This is a genomic window from Streptomyces cinerochromogenes, from assembly GCF_014648635.1.
Lineage (GTDB): Bacteria > Actinomycetota > Actinomycetes > Streptomycetales > Streptomycetaceae > Streptomyces > Streptomyces cinerochromogenes.
Genome location: NZ_BMRM01000012.1, coordinates 71,430 through 88,255 on the forward strand (window position 1 = coordinate 71,430; position 16,826 = coordinate 88,255).

Below are 16,826 nucleotides of genomic sequence, written 5' to 3' on the forward strand. Positions count from 1 at the left end.
CCGTACACACGGAAGCGCCCGGACCGCAAGGCCCGGGCGCCACGAACGTCTGTCCGTACAGGTCAGGTCACGGCAGCGCGTGCACGTGCGCCCCCACCGGACCCGACCAGGCGTTCCCCGACGCCGCGTCCCAGTTCGTGGACCACGTCATCGCGCCGCGCAGGCCGGGGTAGGTCTTGGACGGCTTGAAGGTGCCGCAGTTGGTGGCGGCGGTAAGGCAGTCCAGGGCGTTGTTCACGACCGTGGGGGAGACGTAGCCGCTGCCCGCCGCGCGGGTGGAGGACGGGAGGCCGAGGCCGACCTGGGAGGGGGAGAGGCCGCCTTCCAGCTGGATGCAGGCGAGGGCGGTGAGGAAGTCGACGGTGCCCTGGCTGTACACCTTGCCGTCGCAGCCCAGCATGGAGCCGCTGTTGTAGTACTGCATGTTGACGACCGTGAGGATGTCCTTCACGTTCAGCGCGGTCTGGAAGTAGGCGTTCGACGTCGACTGCATGTCGATCGTCTGTGGGGCCATGGTGATGACCAGGGACGAGCCGGTCTTCGCCGACAGGGCGCGCAGGGCCTGCGTCATGTAGGTCGCGTTGAGGCCGTTCTCCAGGTCGATGTCGACGCCGTCGAAGCCGTAGGTCTGCATCAGGGAGGAGACGGAGTCGGCGAAGTTGGTGGCCGAGGTCGCGTCGTTCACCGACACCGAGCCCTTCTCGCCGCCGACCGAGATGATGACCTTCTTGCCGGCCGCCTGCTTGGCCTTGATGTCCGCCTTGAACTGGTCGACCGTGTAGCCGCCCAGGCCGGCGGAGTCGAGGGAGAAGCTCACCGCTCCCGGTGTCGACGTCGCGTCGGCGAAGGCCACCGCGATGATGTCGTAGGCGGAGGGGACGTCGGACAGCTTCTGGACCGTCGCGCCGTTGTTGAAGTTCTGCCAGTAGCCGGTCACCGCGTGCTTGGGGAGGGAGCCGCCCCCGCCGCCGGTGCCGGAGGACGTCGTCCCGGTCACCGTCGCCGACTTCGCCGACTCGCCGGCCGCGTTGGTCGCCGTCACCTGGAAGGTGTACGACGTGGAGGCGGAGAGGCCGGTCACCGTCGCCGACGTGCCCGTGACCGCCGTGACCTTCGTGCCGTTGCGGTAGACGTTGTACCCGGTCGCGCCCGAGACCGGGGACCAGGACAGGGAGACCGAGGAGGAGGTCGTACCGGTGACGGAGAGGCCGGCCGGGGCCGCGGGGACCGTGGGGGCCGGGTCGCCGCCTCCGCCGCCGTCGGGGCCGTAGACCGAGAGGTCGTCGGCGTAGTAGGCGGCCTGGCCGTACCAGCCGTGGGTGTAGACCGTGACCGAGGTCGTGGAGGAGCCCGTGGTGAACGTCGTCGACAGCTGCTTCCAGGACGTCGAGTCGGGGGTCCACGTCGAGACGTCCGTCGTGCCCGTGCCCGTGACGCCCAGGTACGCGTATCCGCCCTGCACCCATGCGCTCAGCGTGTACGTCGAGTTGGGCTTGACCGCCACCGACTGGGTGCACTGGGCGTTGTCCTGGCCGGCCGGGGTCGCCTTCAGGGCCCCGGTGCCGCCGTGGACCGGGGACGTGACCGTCGTACCGCTGCCGGCCGTGCACGTCCAGTTGGTCAGGCCCGACTCGAAGCCCGCGTTCCGCACGTTGTTGACGTCCGCGGCGGACGCCGGGGCGGCCGTGGCGAGGCCCGCGGCCGAGAGGGCCAGGGCGCCGGCGGCGGACCATGCCGCGAGCCGCCGTCTGCGGGGTCCGGGTATGCCTGGGGCACGGTCCACTGAAGCCTCCGGAAGGGGAGAGGGGGAGGGGAGCCACGTCTTCGCTGCGCGTCCCAAGTTGGTCCAGACCAATCCGGGTGTCAAGAGGTCCAGACCGACAAGAGCGAAGGGTGGTCGCTCAACCTGTCCGGGTTTGGCGGGACTTGTGGCTGGAGAGTTCCACACCGGCTTCACGAACGCTGTTCTCCGGCCACAGGGCCGTGGTTACAGTGCTCAGGTAGTCACGCAATGAAGTCGTCCTGGCGCATTGGAGTTACACCGGTGGGCCGGCGGGTGTGAAGAGCGGGGAGCTGCGCGTGCCAACTGCCATTGCCGTGACCAGCGCCGACATGGCGCTGCCGGCGCAGGACGAGCGGACCATGCCCGCCGTCGTGCTCGCCGAGATCGACCGCAGGCCGCTGGACCAGGCGCTCACCGAACTCAACGCCCTGGTCGAGCAGTACGGGTACGTGGTCGTCGTCTGCTCCCAGGCCGCCCCCGAGCCGGTCGTGCGGCGGCTGTACACCCTGCGCTCACTGCTGGAGAGCGACCGGATCGCCCTGTTCCGGCCCGCGCTGCCGCCCCTCGGCATCGCCGTGCTGGCCCGGCAGCTCCGGCAGCTCGCCTCCTGCGACCTGAGCCCGGGCGTGCTCGCCTCCGCCGGACGGCTGCTCACCCACTACCTCCACGCCGGCGCCGTCCTCGGCTCCGTCGCCAGACTGGACCGGGTCCCGGTCGGGCTGAAGGCGCACGCCCGGTCCTGGGTGCCGGGCAGCCAGTTCGCCGTGCTCGCCCACCCCGAGCCCCAGCTGGTCAGGGCCGGCCCCGGGGTCACGCTCAAGGGGCCCGAGTTCAGCACCTGGCTGCTGGTCGCCAAAGGGCAGCTGCAGAGCGACTGGGCGGGCGGGCTCGGCGGCCAGTGGGGCGTGCACGGCGTGCGCGAGGTGCCGCTGCCCGCCGAGTCCCCGGTGTGGTGGGGGACCGGCCGCATGGTCGAGTTCTGCGGCTACCTCGCCGACCTGTCCGTCCTCTACCAACTGGTCACCTCCGTACGGCAGACCAGCTGTCACTGGTGCGGCCTCGACGTCATCGGCGACCGCTGCGTCTTCTGCTCCGCCACCCCGCCCGCCCCCGAACCGCCCCGCGCCCTGGAGCAGCGCACGCCCGCCTGACCCGACCGGACACCACCGCCCTCACAGCCCGCTCGACCGATTCCCCCAATGAGGTTGCACGGTTCATGAACTCCCGTCAGCGCCGCGGCGTGATACTCCTGATCCTGTCGGTCCTGTGCGCGCTGGGCGCGTTCGCCGGCGTGCTCTCCGTCATCCACGACGTGAACTCCAAGGTCGGGCCCGAGGTCGCCGCCTACCGGGTCAGGTCCGAGGTGAAGCCGTACACCGCGCTGGAGACGGACCAGTTCGAGAAGGTCGAGATGCCGCGGCGGTGGCTGTCCGGCAACGCCGTCACCGACCTCGGGCAGATCCGCGGCAAGATCGCCGTGACCACCCTGCACACCGGCTCCCTGCTCCAGACCGACATGATCGTGGACCAGCCCGCCCTCCAGCCCGGCCAGCAGGAGGTCGCCATCATGATCGACGCGGCGACCGGCGTGGCCGGGAAGATCACCCCCGGCTCGCGGGTCAACGTCTATGCCACCTTCGAGGGCAAGAAGGAGGGCGACCCCGACCAGTCGAAGATCATCGTGACCAACGCCCGGGTCCTCGACGTCGGCCAGATCACCGCCCTCGACCCGGACCGGGACAAGGACCAGCGGGCCACCGAGGCCGTCCCGATCACCTTCGCGCTGTCCACCATCGACGCCCAGCGCATCACCTACGCCGAGTCCTTCGCCCAGCGCGTCCGGCTCGCGCTCGTGGCCCCCGGCAGCGAGACCAGCGTCCCCGACAAGGACCGCACCTACGAACTCGCGACGGACAAGTGAGAGGCGGCCATGCCCACCAGGATCCTCCCGGCCGGCGCGGACCCGGACGCCGTCCGCTCCCTCACCACCCTCCTCAGCCAGCTCCCCGACGCCGAACCCCAGCCCCCGGTCACCGACTCCACCCAGCTGGTCGACGGCCTCGCCCGGCTCGCCGCCGAGTCCGTCGACGAACTGCCCGAGGTGGTGGTCGTCCACGAGCGGATCGGGCCCGTCCCGGCCCTGGAACTGATCCGCGAGGTCGCCCTGCGCTTCCCGGCCGTCGGCGTCATCCTCGTCACCACCGACGCGAGCCCCGGCCTGTTCGCCGCCGCCATGGACTCCGGCGCCCGCGGACTGGTCGCGCTCCCGCTGTCGTACGAGGAACTCGCCAGCCGGGTCCAGGCCGTCGCCCAGTGGTCGACAGGGGTACGACGGCACCTCGGGCACGGTGCCGAGCTGCTCGCCGGGGCCGGCGGCACCGTCGTCACGGTCAGCGGCGCCAAGGGAGGCGTCGGCGCGACCCTGACCGCCGTCCAGCTGGCCCTCGCCGCCCAGGCCTCCGGCCGCGCCACCGCCCTCGTCGACCTCGACCTCCAGACCGGCGACGTCGCCTCCTACCTGGACATCCAGTTCCGCCGCTCGGTGGCCGACCTGGCCGCCATCACCGACATCTCCCCCCGCGTCCTCGCCGACGCCGTCTTCCGCCACGACACCGGCCTCGCCCTGCTGCTCGCACCCGGCGAGGGCGAACGCGGCGAGGAGGTCACCGACCGCGCCGCCCGCCAGATGGTCAGCGCCCTGCGCTCGCGCTACGAGGTCGTCGTCATCGACTGCGGCGCCCAGCTCGGCGGGGCCGGCGCGGCCGCCGTCGAGATGGCCGACACCGCGCTGCTGGTCACCACCCCGGACGTCATCGCCGTACGCGCCGCCAAACGGACCGTACGGATGTGGGACCGGCTCCAGGTCCGCAAGGCCGAGGAGACCACGGTGGTCGTCAACCGGCACACGCGCAGCACCGAGATCCAGCCCGCGCTCGTGCAGCGCATCACCGGGACGGCGCTGGCGCGTACGGCCGTACCCGCCAACTTCAGGGAGCTGCAAGGGGTCGTGGACGCCGGGCGGCTCCACGAACTCGACGCGAAGAGCACGGTCAAACAGGCGCTGTGGGCGCTCGCGGGGGAGCTGGGGCTGGTGAAGGCGGCGGAGGGAGCCTCCCACCGCGGGAGCGGGCGGGGCCCGGTGGGTCTGCGGCGGCGGAAGGAGTGAACCTGCCATGAGAAGGCCGGACGGGGACCGGGGGCAGGTGAGCATCGAGTTCCTGGGCATGACCCCGCTGATCGTTCTGACCCTGGTGCTCATGTGGCAGGCCGTGCTGGTGGGATACGCCTTCACGCTCGCGGGGAACGCCGCGGACGAGGGCGTACGGGCGGGGACGGCGGCACCTCCGGGGGAGCGGTTCGGCGTGTGCGAACAGGCCGCGCTGCGGCATCTGTCGGGGGCGTGGCGGGAGGGTGCCGGCGTGGACCACTGCGGCGGGAGCGGCTATGTGACGGCCGACGTGGCCATCAAGGTCCCCGTCCTCTTCCCCGGCTTCGTCGACTTCCCCGTCACCGTGCACGGCCACGCCGGAGCCGTCGAGGAGGCGAAGCACTGACATGCCGTACCGCCATCCGGGACGCGACCGGGGCCAGGTCGCCGTCGAGTACCTGGGGTTCATCCCCGTCCTGCTCGTCGTCGGCCTGGCCGGCTTCCAGATCGGCGCCGTCGCCTACGCCGCCGAGCAGGCCGGTACGGCGGCCAGGGCGGGGGCGCGGGCGGCGTCACTGGGGCAGTCGTACGGCCAGGCGTGCGCCGACGCCGTGAGCGGCGGTCTCACGGTGTCCTGCGCGGCCGCCCCGGGAGACGACTCGGTCACCGTCACCGCGACCGTCCACATCCCCACCATCGTCTGGGACCTCGGCTCCGCCACCAAGTCCGCCACCATGCCGCTCGACCACTGACCGAGGAGAAGCGACCCCATGAGTCTGCGGGCACGCATCAGCACCCCGGAGGAGCACGGCAGCCGGGGCGAGGACGGGCATCTGGTCGCCTCCTACCGGGCCAAGCTGCTGGAGGAGATCGACCTCGCCGAGATGAGCTCGCTCGCCGCCGCCGACCGCCGGGCCCGGCTGGAACGGGTGCTCGGGCACATCATCAGCCGCGAGGGCCCGGTCCTGTCGACGGTCGAGCGGTCCCAGCTGATCCGCCGGGTGGTGGACGAGGCGCTCGGCCTCGGCATCCTGGAGCCGCTGCTGGAGGACGCGTCCATCACCGAGATCATGGTCAACGGCCCGGACGCGATCTTCGTGGAGCGCGGCGGCCGGGTGGAGCAGCTCCCCCTCCGCTTCGTCTCCGCCGACCAGCTGATGCAGACCATCGAGCGGATCGTGTCGACGGTCAACCGCCGCGTCGACGAGTCCAACCCCATGGTCGACGCCCGCCTGCCCTCCGGCGAACGCGTCAACGTCATCATCCCGCCGCTGTCCCTGACCGGCCCCATCCTCACCATCCGCCGCTTCCCGCGCTCCTTCACCCTCCAGGAGCTGATCGCCTTCGGCTCGCTGGACGAGCACATGGTGTACCTGCTGGCGGGCCTGGTGCAGGCCAAGTTCAACATCATCGTCTCCGGCGCCACCGGCACCGGTAAGACCACCCTCCTGAACGCCCTGTCCGGCCTGATCCCCGCCCACGAACGCATCATCACCATCGAGGACTCCGCCGAACTCCAGCTCCAGCAGACCCACGTGGTCCGTCTGGAGTCACGCCCGCCGAACGTCGAGGGCAAGGGCCAGGTCACCATCCGCGACCTGGTCCGCAACTCCCTGCGCATGCGCCCCGACCGGATCGTGGTCGGCGAGGTCCGCGGCGGCGAGTCCCTCGACATGCTCCAGGCGATGTCCACGGGCCACGACGGCTCCCTGGCCACCGTGCACGCCAACAGCGCCGAAGACGCCCTGACCCGCCTGCAGACCCTCGCCTCCATGTCCGACGTCGAGGTCCCCTTCGTCGCCCTGCACGACCAGATCAACAGCGCCGTCGACGTCATCGTCCAGCTCACCCGGTTCGCCGACGGCGCCCGCCGCATCACCGAGATCGCCCTGCTCGACAGCCACGGCTCGGAGCCGTACCGGCTGGCGACCGCCGCCCGCTTCGAAGCACAGCCCATGACCCCCGACGGCCGCGTCCACGGCACCTTCCGCTACTTCCCCCTGCCCCGCCGCACCGCCGACCGCCTCTACATGGCGAGCCAGCCCCTCCCGCAGGCCTTCGGCGTAGCCCGCTCCGCCGACCAGCTAGCCACCCGAGAAGCCAGGTAGGACCCCCGACCATGGAACTCCACACCCTCGTCCGGCTCACCACCGGAGTGACGCTGCTGACCTGCGTCCTGGCGGTGGCCGGCGTCCACGCCTACGCCTCCGGCCGGGCCCGGCGCGCCGCCCTCGTGGACCGCCTCGCCCACACCGGCCCACCACCCGCGACCGGCCGCACCCGCCGCTTCCGCGACCTGGACCGGCGGCTGCGCCGCACCCGCCTCGGCCGCTGGCTGGAGCGGCGCCTGGCGGCGACCGGCCTGGACGTCACACCGGGGGAGTTCTTCGCCGCCGTGCTCGCGGCCGTGGCCGCTCTCTGGCTGATCGGCCAGGCCACCCTGGCCCCCTTCTTCGGCCCGCTCGCCGGACTCCTCGGCGTCGGGGCGGCGGTCCAGTTCCTCAACTGGCAGCGCCAGAAACGCATCGAACGCTTCATCAACCAGCTCCCCGAACTGGCCCGCATCCTGGCCAACGCCACCCAGGCCGGCCTCGCCCTGCGCACCGCGATCGGCATGGCGGCGGAGGAACTGGAGGCCCCGGCCGGCGAGGAACTCGCCAAGGTCGCCGACCAGCTCTCCATCGGCCACTCCCTGGAGGACGCGCTCGGCGAGCTGGCCGGCCGCCTCCCCTCCCGCGAACTGGTCGTCCTCGTCACGACACTGGTCCTGTCGAACAGGGCGGGCGGCCAGGTGGTGTCGGCACTGCGCAACCTCACCGAGACCCTGGAGGAGCGCAAGGAGACCCGGCGCGAGATCCGCACCCAGCTCTCCCAGGTGACCATGACGTCGTACGCCGTACCCGTCCTCGGGATCGGCGCGTTGTTCCTGATGAACGGCGTCAAGGACGGAGCGCTGGACCGCATGACCGGCTCCCCGGTCGGCCAGGCCTGCGTGATCATCGCGTTCGCCATGTACGCCGTCGGCTTCGTCCTCATCCGCCGCCTGAGCCGGATCGACGTCTGAGGAAGGTGACCCGATGGCATACCTGCTCGCCCTGCTGATGGGCGTCGGCGTCTGGGGCGTCTTCGCCGGCATCCGCATGTACCGCGCGGACGCCAAGCTCCCCGGTGACCTCGCCGTCGCCCTGGAGGTCGGCGCCACCCGCACCGGCGCGGTCGGCTCGGTCGTCGACCGCCTCGGCATGCGCTACGCCCCCGCCGTGCTGCGCCTGATGGGCCCGCGCCTGGTCGCCAGGTACCGCCGCAGGATCGACCTCGCGGGCAACCCCGGCGGCCTGACCATCGACCGCTACGCGGCCCGCCGCGCGGTCTACGGCGCCCTGGGAGCCGTCGGCTTCCTGGTCTTCCTCCTGCGCGGCCAGTGGTTCGTGGCCGTACTCCTCCTCCTGTTCGGCGCCTTCTGGACGGAGGTCGGCCTCTGGTCGGCGATCCGGGTCCGCAAGGACGTCATCGAACGCACCCTGCCCGACTTCCTGGACGTCCTCGCGGTCGTGGTCAGCGCGGGCCTCGGCTTCCGCCAGGCCCTGGACCGGGTCGCCTCCCGCTACGAGGGTCCCTGGGCCGACGAACTCCGCATCACCCTGCGCCAGATGGACCTCGGCATGAGCCGCCGCCAGGCCTTCGCGGAGCTGAGGCGGAGAAACGACTCCGAGCAGGTGGCGATGTTCGTCACGGCCCTGCAGCAGGGCGAGGAACTGGGCGCGCCGATCGTCGACACCCTTGTCTCCCTGGCGAAGGACATGCGCCGCACCGACGCCCAGAACGCCCGCCGCAAGGCCGCGCGCGCGGTGCCCAAGGCCACGCTGATGATCACCACGTTCATGGTCCCGGCGACGATGCTCCTGCTGGGCGCGGGCCTCCTCCTGGGCTCCGGCGTGAACTTCGGCTCGCTCACGGGGGAGTGAGGGACGGGGTGGCGGTGACGGGGCTCGCGGGGCGTGGGACGTGGAGGGGAGGGGTGCGTCTTGGGGGGTGGCTGCGGGGGAGGGCCGGAGGGGGCGTCGGGGGTGGGGCGGCTGGTGTCGAGGCGGGGAGGGACGAGTCGGGCGCCGGTGGGGTGGGGGGTGGTGTCGGGCCGGCGGACGGTAGGGGCTCGGCGGACGGCGCCGACCCGGAAGCCGCGCCCGCCCCGGCCGTCCTCCCCCCGGCCGAGCCGTCCGAGAAGCTCCAGATCAGCGCGCTCCAGGCGATGTGCCGCCAGGTCTTCGGCTTCCGCCTGGCGATGATCGTGGTGTCGGCCCCGGCGGCCCTCCTCAACGCGGCGCCCGGCCTGGGAGCCCGCCTGGTCGGCGCGGCCGTGGTCGTCACCTTCATGGTGTCCTACGTCCTCTTCCGCGACTGGGAACGCTTCGGCCCCCTCCTCCTGCGCCACCCCAGCCTGCTGGCCGCGGACACCGTCTTCGGCTCCTTCCTCCTCGTCTCGGCGGGCCCGGACACCACCCTCGCCTACGTCAGCGTCTGCACCCCCCTGCTGGCCGGTCTGGTCTACAGCTGGCGCGGCGCGGCCTGCTTCGCCTCGCTGCAGTCCCTGATCCTGCTCCTGGTCCAGGCCACCCTGAAGGCCGACCGGCACGCACCCGTCGCCGAGGCCCTGCTGCTGCCCGGCCTGTGCGTCATCGCCGGCGCCATGGGCTCGACCCTGCGCAACCTGATGCTCCGCTTCGGTGCCGCGACCCAGGCCCTGACGACGGTCCAGGCCCGCCTCGCGGCGGCGGAGGCGGTGAGCGCGGAACGCGCCCGCCTGGCCCGCGAGATGCACGACTCGGTGGCCAAGACCCTCTACGGCGTCGCCCTGGCGGCGGACGGCCTGGCGGCCACGGCCTCGACCGGGACCCCCGACCCGGCCCGCCTCAGAGAACAGGCGGAACTGGTCTCCCGCTCGGCCCGCAGGGCGGCGGCGGAGTCCCGGGAACTGCTGACGGACCTCCGCCGGAACGGACCGCAGACACCGGACCACGCCTCCCCGCTGTGGCAGGAACTGGAGCGGGAGGCCATGAACCTCACAAGCCGAACCGGCCTCCAGGTGACGTGCCACTGGGCTTGGGGGGAGGCGGACGGGTCCGGGAGGGAGACGAACGGGCGCGAGAGGGAGGCGAACGGGTCCGGGAGGGAGACGAACGGGCGCGAGAGGGAGGCGAACGGGGACTGGGGCGAGGCCGGAGGGACAGTGCCCGACGGGGCTCCGCCTGTCGGGGCCGTGTCCGAGGGGGCCGCGTCTGAGGGGGCCGTATCCGAAGAGGCCGTATCCGAGGGGGCCGCGTCCCACGGAGCTGCATCCGACGTCGCTGCATCCGACGGCGCCCCGCCCCTCGCACCCCCGCCCCTCGCACCCCCGCCCCTCGCACCCCCGCCCCTCGCACCCCCGCCCCTCGCACCCCCGCCCCTCGCACCCGCCTTGACCCGTCACATCCTCGCCATCGCCACGGAGGCACTGGAGAACGCCCACCGCCACGCGTCGGCGACCCGCGTGGACGTACGGGCGTCGGTCGACGGTCACCTGCTCCGCCTGACCATCCACGACGACGGCATCGGCCTCCCACCCGGCACCACCCTGGAAAGGCTCCGCGGGTCCGGTCACTTCGGCCTGCTCGGCATGGCCGAACGCGCCGCGCAGGCGGGGGCCCGTATCCGTATCGGAAGGGGTACGCACGAGCGCGGTACGGAGGTACGCCTGGACATCCCCCTCCCCGCCCGCCACCCGTCGCCCCCGTACACCGGAAGCTCCTGAGAGGAGGCACCATGCGGCCCTCACGCGCCCCAAGGCCGTCCCACCGCGAACTCGACGTCGAGAGCAAGCCGTTCCCACCCTCGGCGCCGGCCGCGCCCCCGTTGCGGCTCCTGGTCGCCGACGACAATCCCGTGGTCCGCGCCGGCCTGACGGCCCTGCTGTCGGGACGCCCGGACACCACGGTGGTGGCGGAGGCACGGGACGGCCGGGAGGCGTACGAGGCGGCGGTGCGGCACCGGCCCGACGTCATCCTCCTCGACGTCCGCATGCCGGGAGTCGACGGAATCTCGGCGTTGCCCCACCTGGTGGGGCTGGCCCCCGTCATGATGCTCACCTACAGCCATGAGACGGAGACCGTGCGGGAGGCGCTGCGGCTGGGGGCGGGGGGATACCTGGTGCACGGCGAGTTCACGACGGAGCAGTTGGTGCGGGCGGTGCGGGATGTCCGGGAGGGGAGACCGCATGTGACGCCGGGGGCGGCAAGGGCGTTGCTGGATGATCTCCGAAGGGATGCACCTGCACATGCTGCGACTCAACACCCGGTAATTTCGGCGGATTCACCCCCCTCTAATCTTTCGCATCTGCAACCATCTGTGGGACAGTCGTTCCGGTCGCGGTTCCGGCTGAGTACGAGGGAGGCGGAGATCATGGACCTCATCGCGTCCGGCATGACCAACCAGCAGATCGCCGCCGCCTGCTTCATCAGCGAGAAGACGGTCAAGAACCACATCAACCGCATCTTCGCCAAGCTCCACAGCACCACGAGGTCCCAGGCGACGGCGAAGTGGCTGGGGGTGGCTTGAAATGCGGCGGCCGGGGAGGAACCCGGGGAGGAAATGGGCCTGGGGTTGGGTCCTTGGGCCCTCTGGCGCGAGTCGGCCCGGGCTTTACGTTGCCGGAGTCCGCAGCGAAGCCGGAGGGGAGCGCCATGAGCGACTGGATGCTGAAGTTGATGGTTGCGATGCAGCGTCGCACCGACGACAGGGGGCAGACCGCCGTCGAGTACCTCGGGATCATCGCGGTGGTGGTGGCGATTGTGCTGGCGGTCACGGGTACCAGCATCGGATCGGCGATCCTCGACAAGATCATGTCGCAGATCAACAAGATCGTGTGAGGCGCCTTCGCCGTCACGGCGATGCCGGGCAGGCCTTCCCCATCTACATCACGGTGGTGGCGGGCCTGCTCTTTCTTGCGTTCGCCTATCTCGCGGTGGGCCAGGCCGCGGTGAACCGCGGTGGCGCTCAGACGGCGGCCGACGCAGCGGTGCTGGCGGCGGCCCAGAACGGGCGTGACCAACTGGCGGCCGCATGGGCCACCGACCTGCTCGACCCGGACAAGTGGCAGGACGTCTTCGAGGGCAAGGTGCCTCTGGACAACCCGTGCGGGCGCGCGGAGCAACTTGCAGCCCAGAACGACGCGACACTGCAAGACTGCAATTGGCAGCTCCTGCGGTACACGGTCGATGTCGAAACCAACAAGTCGGTCGGAGACTCCGTCGTCCCGGGTACGGAGGACATCCACTCCACGGCTTCTGCCGCGGCCGTCATCGAACCGCGCTGTACTTTCGACCTCCCAGGTGAGCCCGATGAGGACGAAAAGCTGCCCCAACTCACGTGCGACGGCAAGCCCTGGGAGCTGGATCCGGAAGACGGAGCGACCCTGCCCGCGCCCGAGGACCTCTTCGATGTTCACCTGGCCGACGGACAAGCTCACGATGATTGATGAAGGAAACGGAGCGATGATCATGCGGTTCACTGCGAAGGCCCGCAGGGGGATGGTCGCGCTGACCGTTGCTGCTGGGCTGGCCGTTGTCGTTTCCGGTTGCGGCGGCGGAGGGAACGACGACAAAAAGCCGGAGACCTCTGCGACAGCTTCCAGGACCGATGGCTCCCAGCCGACTGCCCAGGAGGGACAGTCGGAGGAGCCGTTGGCGGAACTCAAGGGGCAGGACGGCCTCCTGCTCCAAATCACCGCCGCCCAGCGGGACTCCGGCGGATTCATCACTGTGAATGGAAACCTGAAGAACGAGGGCGCGCAGTCGGTGGTCATTCCGTCCGCACTTCGTGGTGACGAGACAGAAATCGTCCAGCACGGGACGTCTCTGGGTGGCGCGACCCTTGTGGACGCCAAGGGCAAGAAGCGGTACTACGTGTTGCGGGACACGGACGGGCGGCCCCTCACCACTACCGGTCTGACCACGATCCAACCGGGACAAACCATTCCGGTGTTCATGCAATTCCCCTCGCCACCCACGAACACCACCGAGGTGATCCTCCAGCTGCCCACCTTTTCCAGCGCCGGCATCCAGATCTCCGGGTGAGGCCCCAGTGACCACCACACCCCGCCTCGCCCTCACCTCCGCCGCCCTGCTGCTCATCGCGTACCTGCCCGCCACCCCCGCGACGGCCGACGACACCGGCCCCAGCGAACCCCCCGGCACCGAACCCTCCGCCGCCGCCCCGGTGAAGGTCGACCCCACGGATCCGGACCTGAAGCTTCCGGAGGGCGCCACGCTGGCCGAGGCCAAGGTGCTGGACATCAAGTCGGTCGTGGAGGAACAGAGCGGGGACGAGCGACGTGAGGACACCAACGCCGATGTGACGTTCGCCCTCCAGGCGGAGGTGCTGTTCGGCAAGGACAGCGCGAAGATCAGCCCGGAGGCCACATCGCGCATCGCCGGTATCGCCGAGGAGATCAGGAAGCAGAACGCCACCCGGGTCCGCGTCTTCGGCTTCACCGACAACCTTGGCTCCTCCGCCCACGGCGACACCCTCTCCAAGCAGCGTGCCAACGCTGTACAGGCCGTGCTGGACCAGGACCTGAACAGCCCGACGATCACCTTCGACGTCCGCGGCTACGGCGAGCAGTACCCGATCGCCGACAACGCGACCGAGGAGGGCCGCCGGAAGAACCGACGCGTGGAGGTGACGTTCCCCCGCACCCAGCAGTGACCGCAAGCATCGGTCAGGGACGCTTTCCAGCCGACTGTGCTCCGTAGCAGCGTCAGGAGTCCGTGACGCCTCGACGCCTCGGCTATCGTGCCGGTGTTGTCCGTGTTACGGACAGAGACATCATGGACACTGTGCGCAAGCGTCGAGGTGCTGACTGCATGGGAGAGGGCGGAGTGACCGAGGGCGCGGGGGCCCTGTCGGCGACCGCCGCAGCCGTGGAAGCCGCGGGCACGGGAAACACCGTTCTCATCGGCGCGAGGGCCGCCCCTACGGCAGTCCGCACACGTCGGCGTCGCGCCGAACCCGCCGGCCGACAGCTGGCTGCGCCGAACGGGCCGGTGCCCGGGAGCCGGCGGCCGCACGGAAACAGCAACCACGGGGAGAGGCCCTGACATGGCGTGGGACGAGTGGGAGCAGCTCAAAACCGGTGCGAAGGAACGCGGCTCCACACGCATGCAGCTCAACCACCTCGCCGACCCGATCGACACGGGCAGCAGTACCTACGGCGACCTCAAGGTCAGCAACAGCGATCTCGTGGCCATCGGCAAAGAGGCCCACTCCCTCTACGACCAGCTGTGGAACAAGGCCCGGGTGGCGCAGTCGACGAGCGAGTCCGCGGCCGGTGATCTGGCGAAGCAGGGCTTCACCCTGGGCAAGGGGCTGAAACACGTCGCCCAGCGCTGGGACGACCAGCTCAGGTCGCTGCTGGACGCGTGCGCACAGATCTCCAACCACATGCACGTCACCAAGAAGATCCACTCCGGCGACGACGGCTACATCGGTCGGCAGATGAGCAGCATCGACGCCCTGGACGCCGGTTTCGACGACCGCGCGGGCGAGCCGGGCAGGAAGAACCCGGTCTACTACCCCGAGAAGAAGCACTGAGCGAGGCCGCCGAGTGAAGTTCTCAGACCTCTATCAAGCCAACTTCCAGCAGCTCGACGACGCGGTGCACGACTGGGGCCTGCTCGTCCGCAACCTGACGGACCTGCAGAAGCAGGCACGGGACGGACTGCACGACAAGGCGGTCAAGGCGGACTGGCACGGCGTCAACGCCTCCGTCTCCAAGGAGTTCATCGGCAAGACCGCCGGCGAGTTCGAGGACGCCACCAAGGAGGCGTCCTCCATCCACAAGATCCTTCAGGACACGCGGGACGAGCTGAAGCAGTACAAGGAGCAACTGCACCAGGTCATCGAGGACGGCCGCAAGAAGAACCTCACCGTGGTGCCGTCCGGCGACGGCGGCTTCACCGTCACCATGGCCGTCCATCCGGACCGCGCCGGACACGGGACCGAGGTCTCCGATCACAGCGTCGCGGACGAGGAGCACCTGCGCGACGAGGTGCAGAGGATCCTCGGCAACGCAGCCAGGAGCGACAGCACGGCCACCGACGTCCTCATGGCGCTCGTCGACGAGAGCACGTACGGCTTCTCCGGAGCCGTCTACCAGAACCGGGACGCGGCTGCGAGAGCCGTCCGGGAGGCCGACGAGCTGGCGGAACTGGCGCGGAAGGACCCGTCGAAGCTCACATCGGCCGACTTCGACAAGATCAACGCCGGTTTGAAGCAGTACCACGACGACCCTCTGTTCGCCGAGGAGTTCGCCGAGCGGCTCGGCGCCCGGGGGACGGAGAGGTTCTGGCTCGGCCTCAACGACAACCGCGAGGGCGCGCACCTGGCCTACGACCGCGGATACAAGTACGCCGAGCTGCAGAAGAACCTGAGCCTGACCCTGGCCACCGCGAGCCAGTCGGACAGCGCGGGCATGGAGGCGTGGAAACAGCAGGTCATCACCTCCGGCAACAAGGCCGTCGGTACCCACGGCGACGTGCTGGGCTTCCAGGTGATGAGCAACCTCATGCGCAACGGTGACTTCGACGACCGGTTCATGACCGATTACGGCCGCGCGCTGATGAAGACCGAGCGGTTCTATACGCACGACGGCGAGGACACGGCCTGGCAGGCGAACATCTGCCCCCGGCTCAACCACCAGGGATCCGACGGCGGCTGGGACCCGCTCAACGGGTACCTGAAGGGCCTGGCGAACAACCCCGCAGCCGCCACGGACTTCTTCAACGACGACTTCGTCCCGCAGGACGGCGACCACAAGAAGGCCGTCTCCAACTTCGACTACCTCTTCAAGCAGCGTCAGTGGCCCATGGACATCCACGACACCCACGATGTCCACAGCATCGCCGGCCAGAACTACCTCGCCCAGGCCCTGGAGGCGGCGACCACCGGCCACCCGGCGGGCGAGATCCCCACGGCCGACACCCCGGCACACACCAGTGCCCAGACCAAACTGTTCGAGGAGATCGTCTCCGCCACAGCGGACAAACAGGAACTCCTCACCGACCGCGGCTACATGTCCGACAGCATGGGCCAGATCGCCTCGGAATATCTGCCGGACATCAACCGGGCCAACAGCGACTTGCCGCACACGGACCTGCTCTATCCCATCGATGGTGCTGCGGCCGATCTCGATGGGCGGAACGTGAACAAGTTCCTGTTCGCCGTGGGGCAGAACCCCGAGGGGTACGCTGCCGTCGAAGTCGGCCAGAAGGCCTACATGTCGAATCTGCTGCAGCACCACTTGAACCCCGACCTGCCGGCCGACCACCGTTTCACCAGCGACCACAAACTCCTCGTTCAGACCGTCGCCGAGAGGAGCGGCGAGGTCTCCGGGATCCTCAGCCAGGCCCGCATGGAGGCCATCGGCAGCGTGGCGAAGGGAAAGGACGACTCCTTCGACCACGCTGTCGCCCAATATCAGAACCTGGCCTCTGGCGGCGTCGGTACGGTCGTCGGCGTAGGCACGTCATTCATCGGCTCCCCCGCGGCCGGCGCGGTTGTCGGCGGCGCGGCAGGCACCGCGACAGGCGCGGCCTTGCAGTGGCTGTTCCAGGATGTCCAGGGCAGCGCGGCGGATGATGCTCAGGACGACGAAGGAAAACTCTGGGACCGTGGCCTGCATGGGAACTCTGCGTACGCGCAAAAGGCGACGGAACAAGCCGTGAAGCGATACCACTTGAGTTCAGACCTAGTGACATACGCGGCAAATTCGGCCCATCAGGGCTATCAGAACTCGTGGGCTGTTGTTCACGGTCAGACGCCGGGCAGTGCCTCGGACATCCCGGGGTGAACGAAGGAGAGTCA

At 70.2% G+C, this 16,826-nt stretch carries 17 protein-coding genes; 16 read left to right on the top strand and 1 reads right to left on the bottom strand.

Going from position 1 to position 16,826, the window contains the following annotated elements:
- Nucleotides 1–67: 67 nt before the first annotated feature.
- Entirely contained in the window at nucleotides 68–1,783 is a 1,716-nt protein-coding gene (locus IEZ20_RS23175; protein WP_229896222.1) for a chitinase, read from the bottom strand.
- A gap of 296 nt (nucleotides 1,784–2,079) precedes the next feature.
- Between IEZ20_RS23175 and IEZ20_RS23180 the strand changes: the two genes are divergently transcribed.
- From IEZ20_RS23180 to IEZ20_RS23260, 16 genes are all read left to right on the top strand, one after another.
- Nucleotides 2,080–2,934, top strand: coding sequence for a hypothetical protein (locus IEZ20_RS23180; protein WP_373303961.1), 855 nt, complete (start codon nucleotides 2,080–2,082; stop codon nucleotides 2,932–2,934).
- 65 nt (nucleotides 2,935–2,999) lie between these two features.
- On the top strand, nucleotides 3,000–3,704 hold the full coding sequence (cpaB, locus tag IEZ20_RS23185; RefSeq protein WP_189301860.1) for a Flp pilus assembly protein CpaB: 705 nt from the start codon (nucleotides 3,000–3,002) through the stop codon (nucleotides 3,702–3,704).
- Between the two features lie 9 nt (nucleotides 3,705–3,713).
- Complete coding sequence (locus tag IEZ20_RS23190) at nucleotides 3,714–4,949, top strand: CpaE/TadZ family protein (RefSeq protein WP_189301862.1); 1,236 nt, start codon at nucleotides 3,714–3,716, stop codon at nucleotides 4,947–4,949.
- A gap of 7 nt (nucleotides 4,950–4,956) precedes the next feature.
- Nucleotides 4,957–5,337 carry a TadE family protein gene (locus tag IEZ20_RS23195; protein ID WP_189301864.1) on the top strand — a complete coding sequence of 127 codons (381 nt, stop codon included), beginning with the start codon at nucleotides 4,957–4,959 and terminating at the stop codon, nucleotides 5,335–5,337.
- A gap of 1 nt (nucleotide 5,338) precedes the next feature.
- A complete protein-coding gene (locus tag IEZ20_RS23200) occupies nucleotides 5,339–5,683 on the top strand; it encodes a TadE/TadG family type IV pilus assembly protein (RefSeq protein ID WP_189301867.1) in 345 nt (114 codons plus the stop codon).
- Nucleotides 5,684–5,701: 18 nt separating this feature from the next.
- Entirely contained in the window at nucleotides 5,702–7,039 is a 1,338-nt protein-coding gene (locus IEZ20_RS23205) for a TadA family conjugal transfer-associated ATPase (RefSeq protein WP_189301869.1), read from the top strand.
- A gap of 11 nt (nucleotides 7,040–7,050) precedes the next feature.
- A complete protein-coding gene (locus IEZ20_RS23210; RefSeq protein WP_189301871.1) occupies nucleotides 7,051–7,995 on the top strand; it encodes a type II secretion system F family protein in 945 nt (314 codons plus the stop codon).
- A gap of 13 nt (nucleotides 7,996–8,008) precedes the next feature.
- Complete coding sequence (locus tag IEZ20_RS23215; protein WP_189301873.1) at nucleotides 8,009–8,896, top strand: DUF5936 domain-containing protein; 888 nt, start codon at nucleotides 8,009–8,011, stop codon at nucleotides 8,894–8,896.
- 284 nt (nucleotides 8,897–9,180) lie between these two features.
- On the top strand, nucleotides 9,181–10,719 hold the full coding sequence (locus IEZ20_RS39815) for a sensor histidine kinase (protein ID WP_308434686.1): 1,539 nt from the start codon (nucleotides 9,181–9,183) through the stop codon (nucleotides 10,717–10,719).
- Between the two features lie 11 nt (nucleotides 10,720–10,730).
- A complete protein-coding gene (locus tag IEZ20_RS23230) occupies nucleotides 10,731–11,522 on the top strand; it encodes a response regulator (protein WP_189301876.1) in 792 nt (263 codons plus the stop codon).
- A gap of 125 nt (nucleotides 11,523–11,647) precedes the next feature.
- Nucleotides 11,648–11,833 (top strand): hypothetical protein, encoded by a 186-nt coding sequence (locus IEZ20_RS23235; RefSeq protein WP_189301878.1) that lies wholly within the window; start codon nucleotides 11,648–11,650, stop codon nucleotides 11,831–11,833.
- Nucleotides 11,830–12,441 (top strand): pilus assembly protein TadG-related protein, encoded by a 612-nt coding sequence (locus tag IEZ20_RS23240; RefSeq protein ID WP_189301880.1) that lies wholly within the window; start codon nucleotides 11,830–11,832, stop codon nucleotides 12,439–12,441. Before IEZ20_RS23235 ends, IEZ20_RS23240 begins: the two co-directional genes overlap by 4 nt.
- Nucleotides 12,442–12,457: 16 nt before the next feature.
- A complete protein-coding gene (locus IEZ20_RS23245) occupies nucleotides 12,458–13,039 on the top strand; it encodes a hypothetical protein (protein WP_189302244.1) in 582 nt (193 codons plus the stop codon).
- Between the two features lie 7 nt (nucleotides 13,040–13,046).
- Nucleotides 13,047–13,670 (top strand): OmpA family protein, encoded by a 624-nt coding sequence (locus IEZ20_RS23250; protein WP_189301882.1) that lies wholly within the window; start codon nucleotides 13,047–13,049, stop codon nucleotides 13,668–13,670.
- Between the two features lie 393 nt (nucleotides 13,671–14,063).
- Nucleotides 14,064–14,555, top strand: a complete 492-nt coding sequence (locus IEZ20_RS23255; protein ID WP_189301884.1) for a hypothetical protein — start codon at nucleotides 14,064–14,066, stop codon at nucleotides 14,553–14,555.
- Nucleotides 14,556–14,568: 13 nt separating this feature from the next.
- On the top strand, nucleotides 14,569–16,812 hold the full coding sequence (locus IEZ20_RS23260; RefSeq protein WP_189301886.1) for a hypothetical protein: 2,244 nt from the start codon (nucleotides 14,569–14,571) through the stop codon (nucleotides 16,810–16,812).
- Nucleotides 16,813–16,826: the final 14 nt, after the last annotated feature.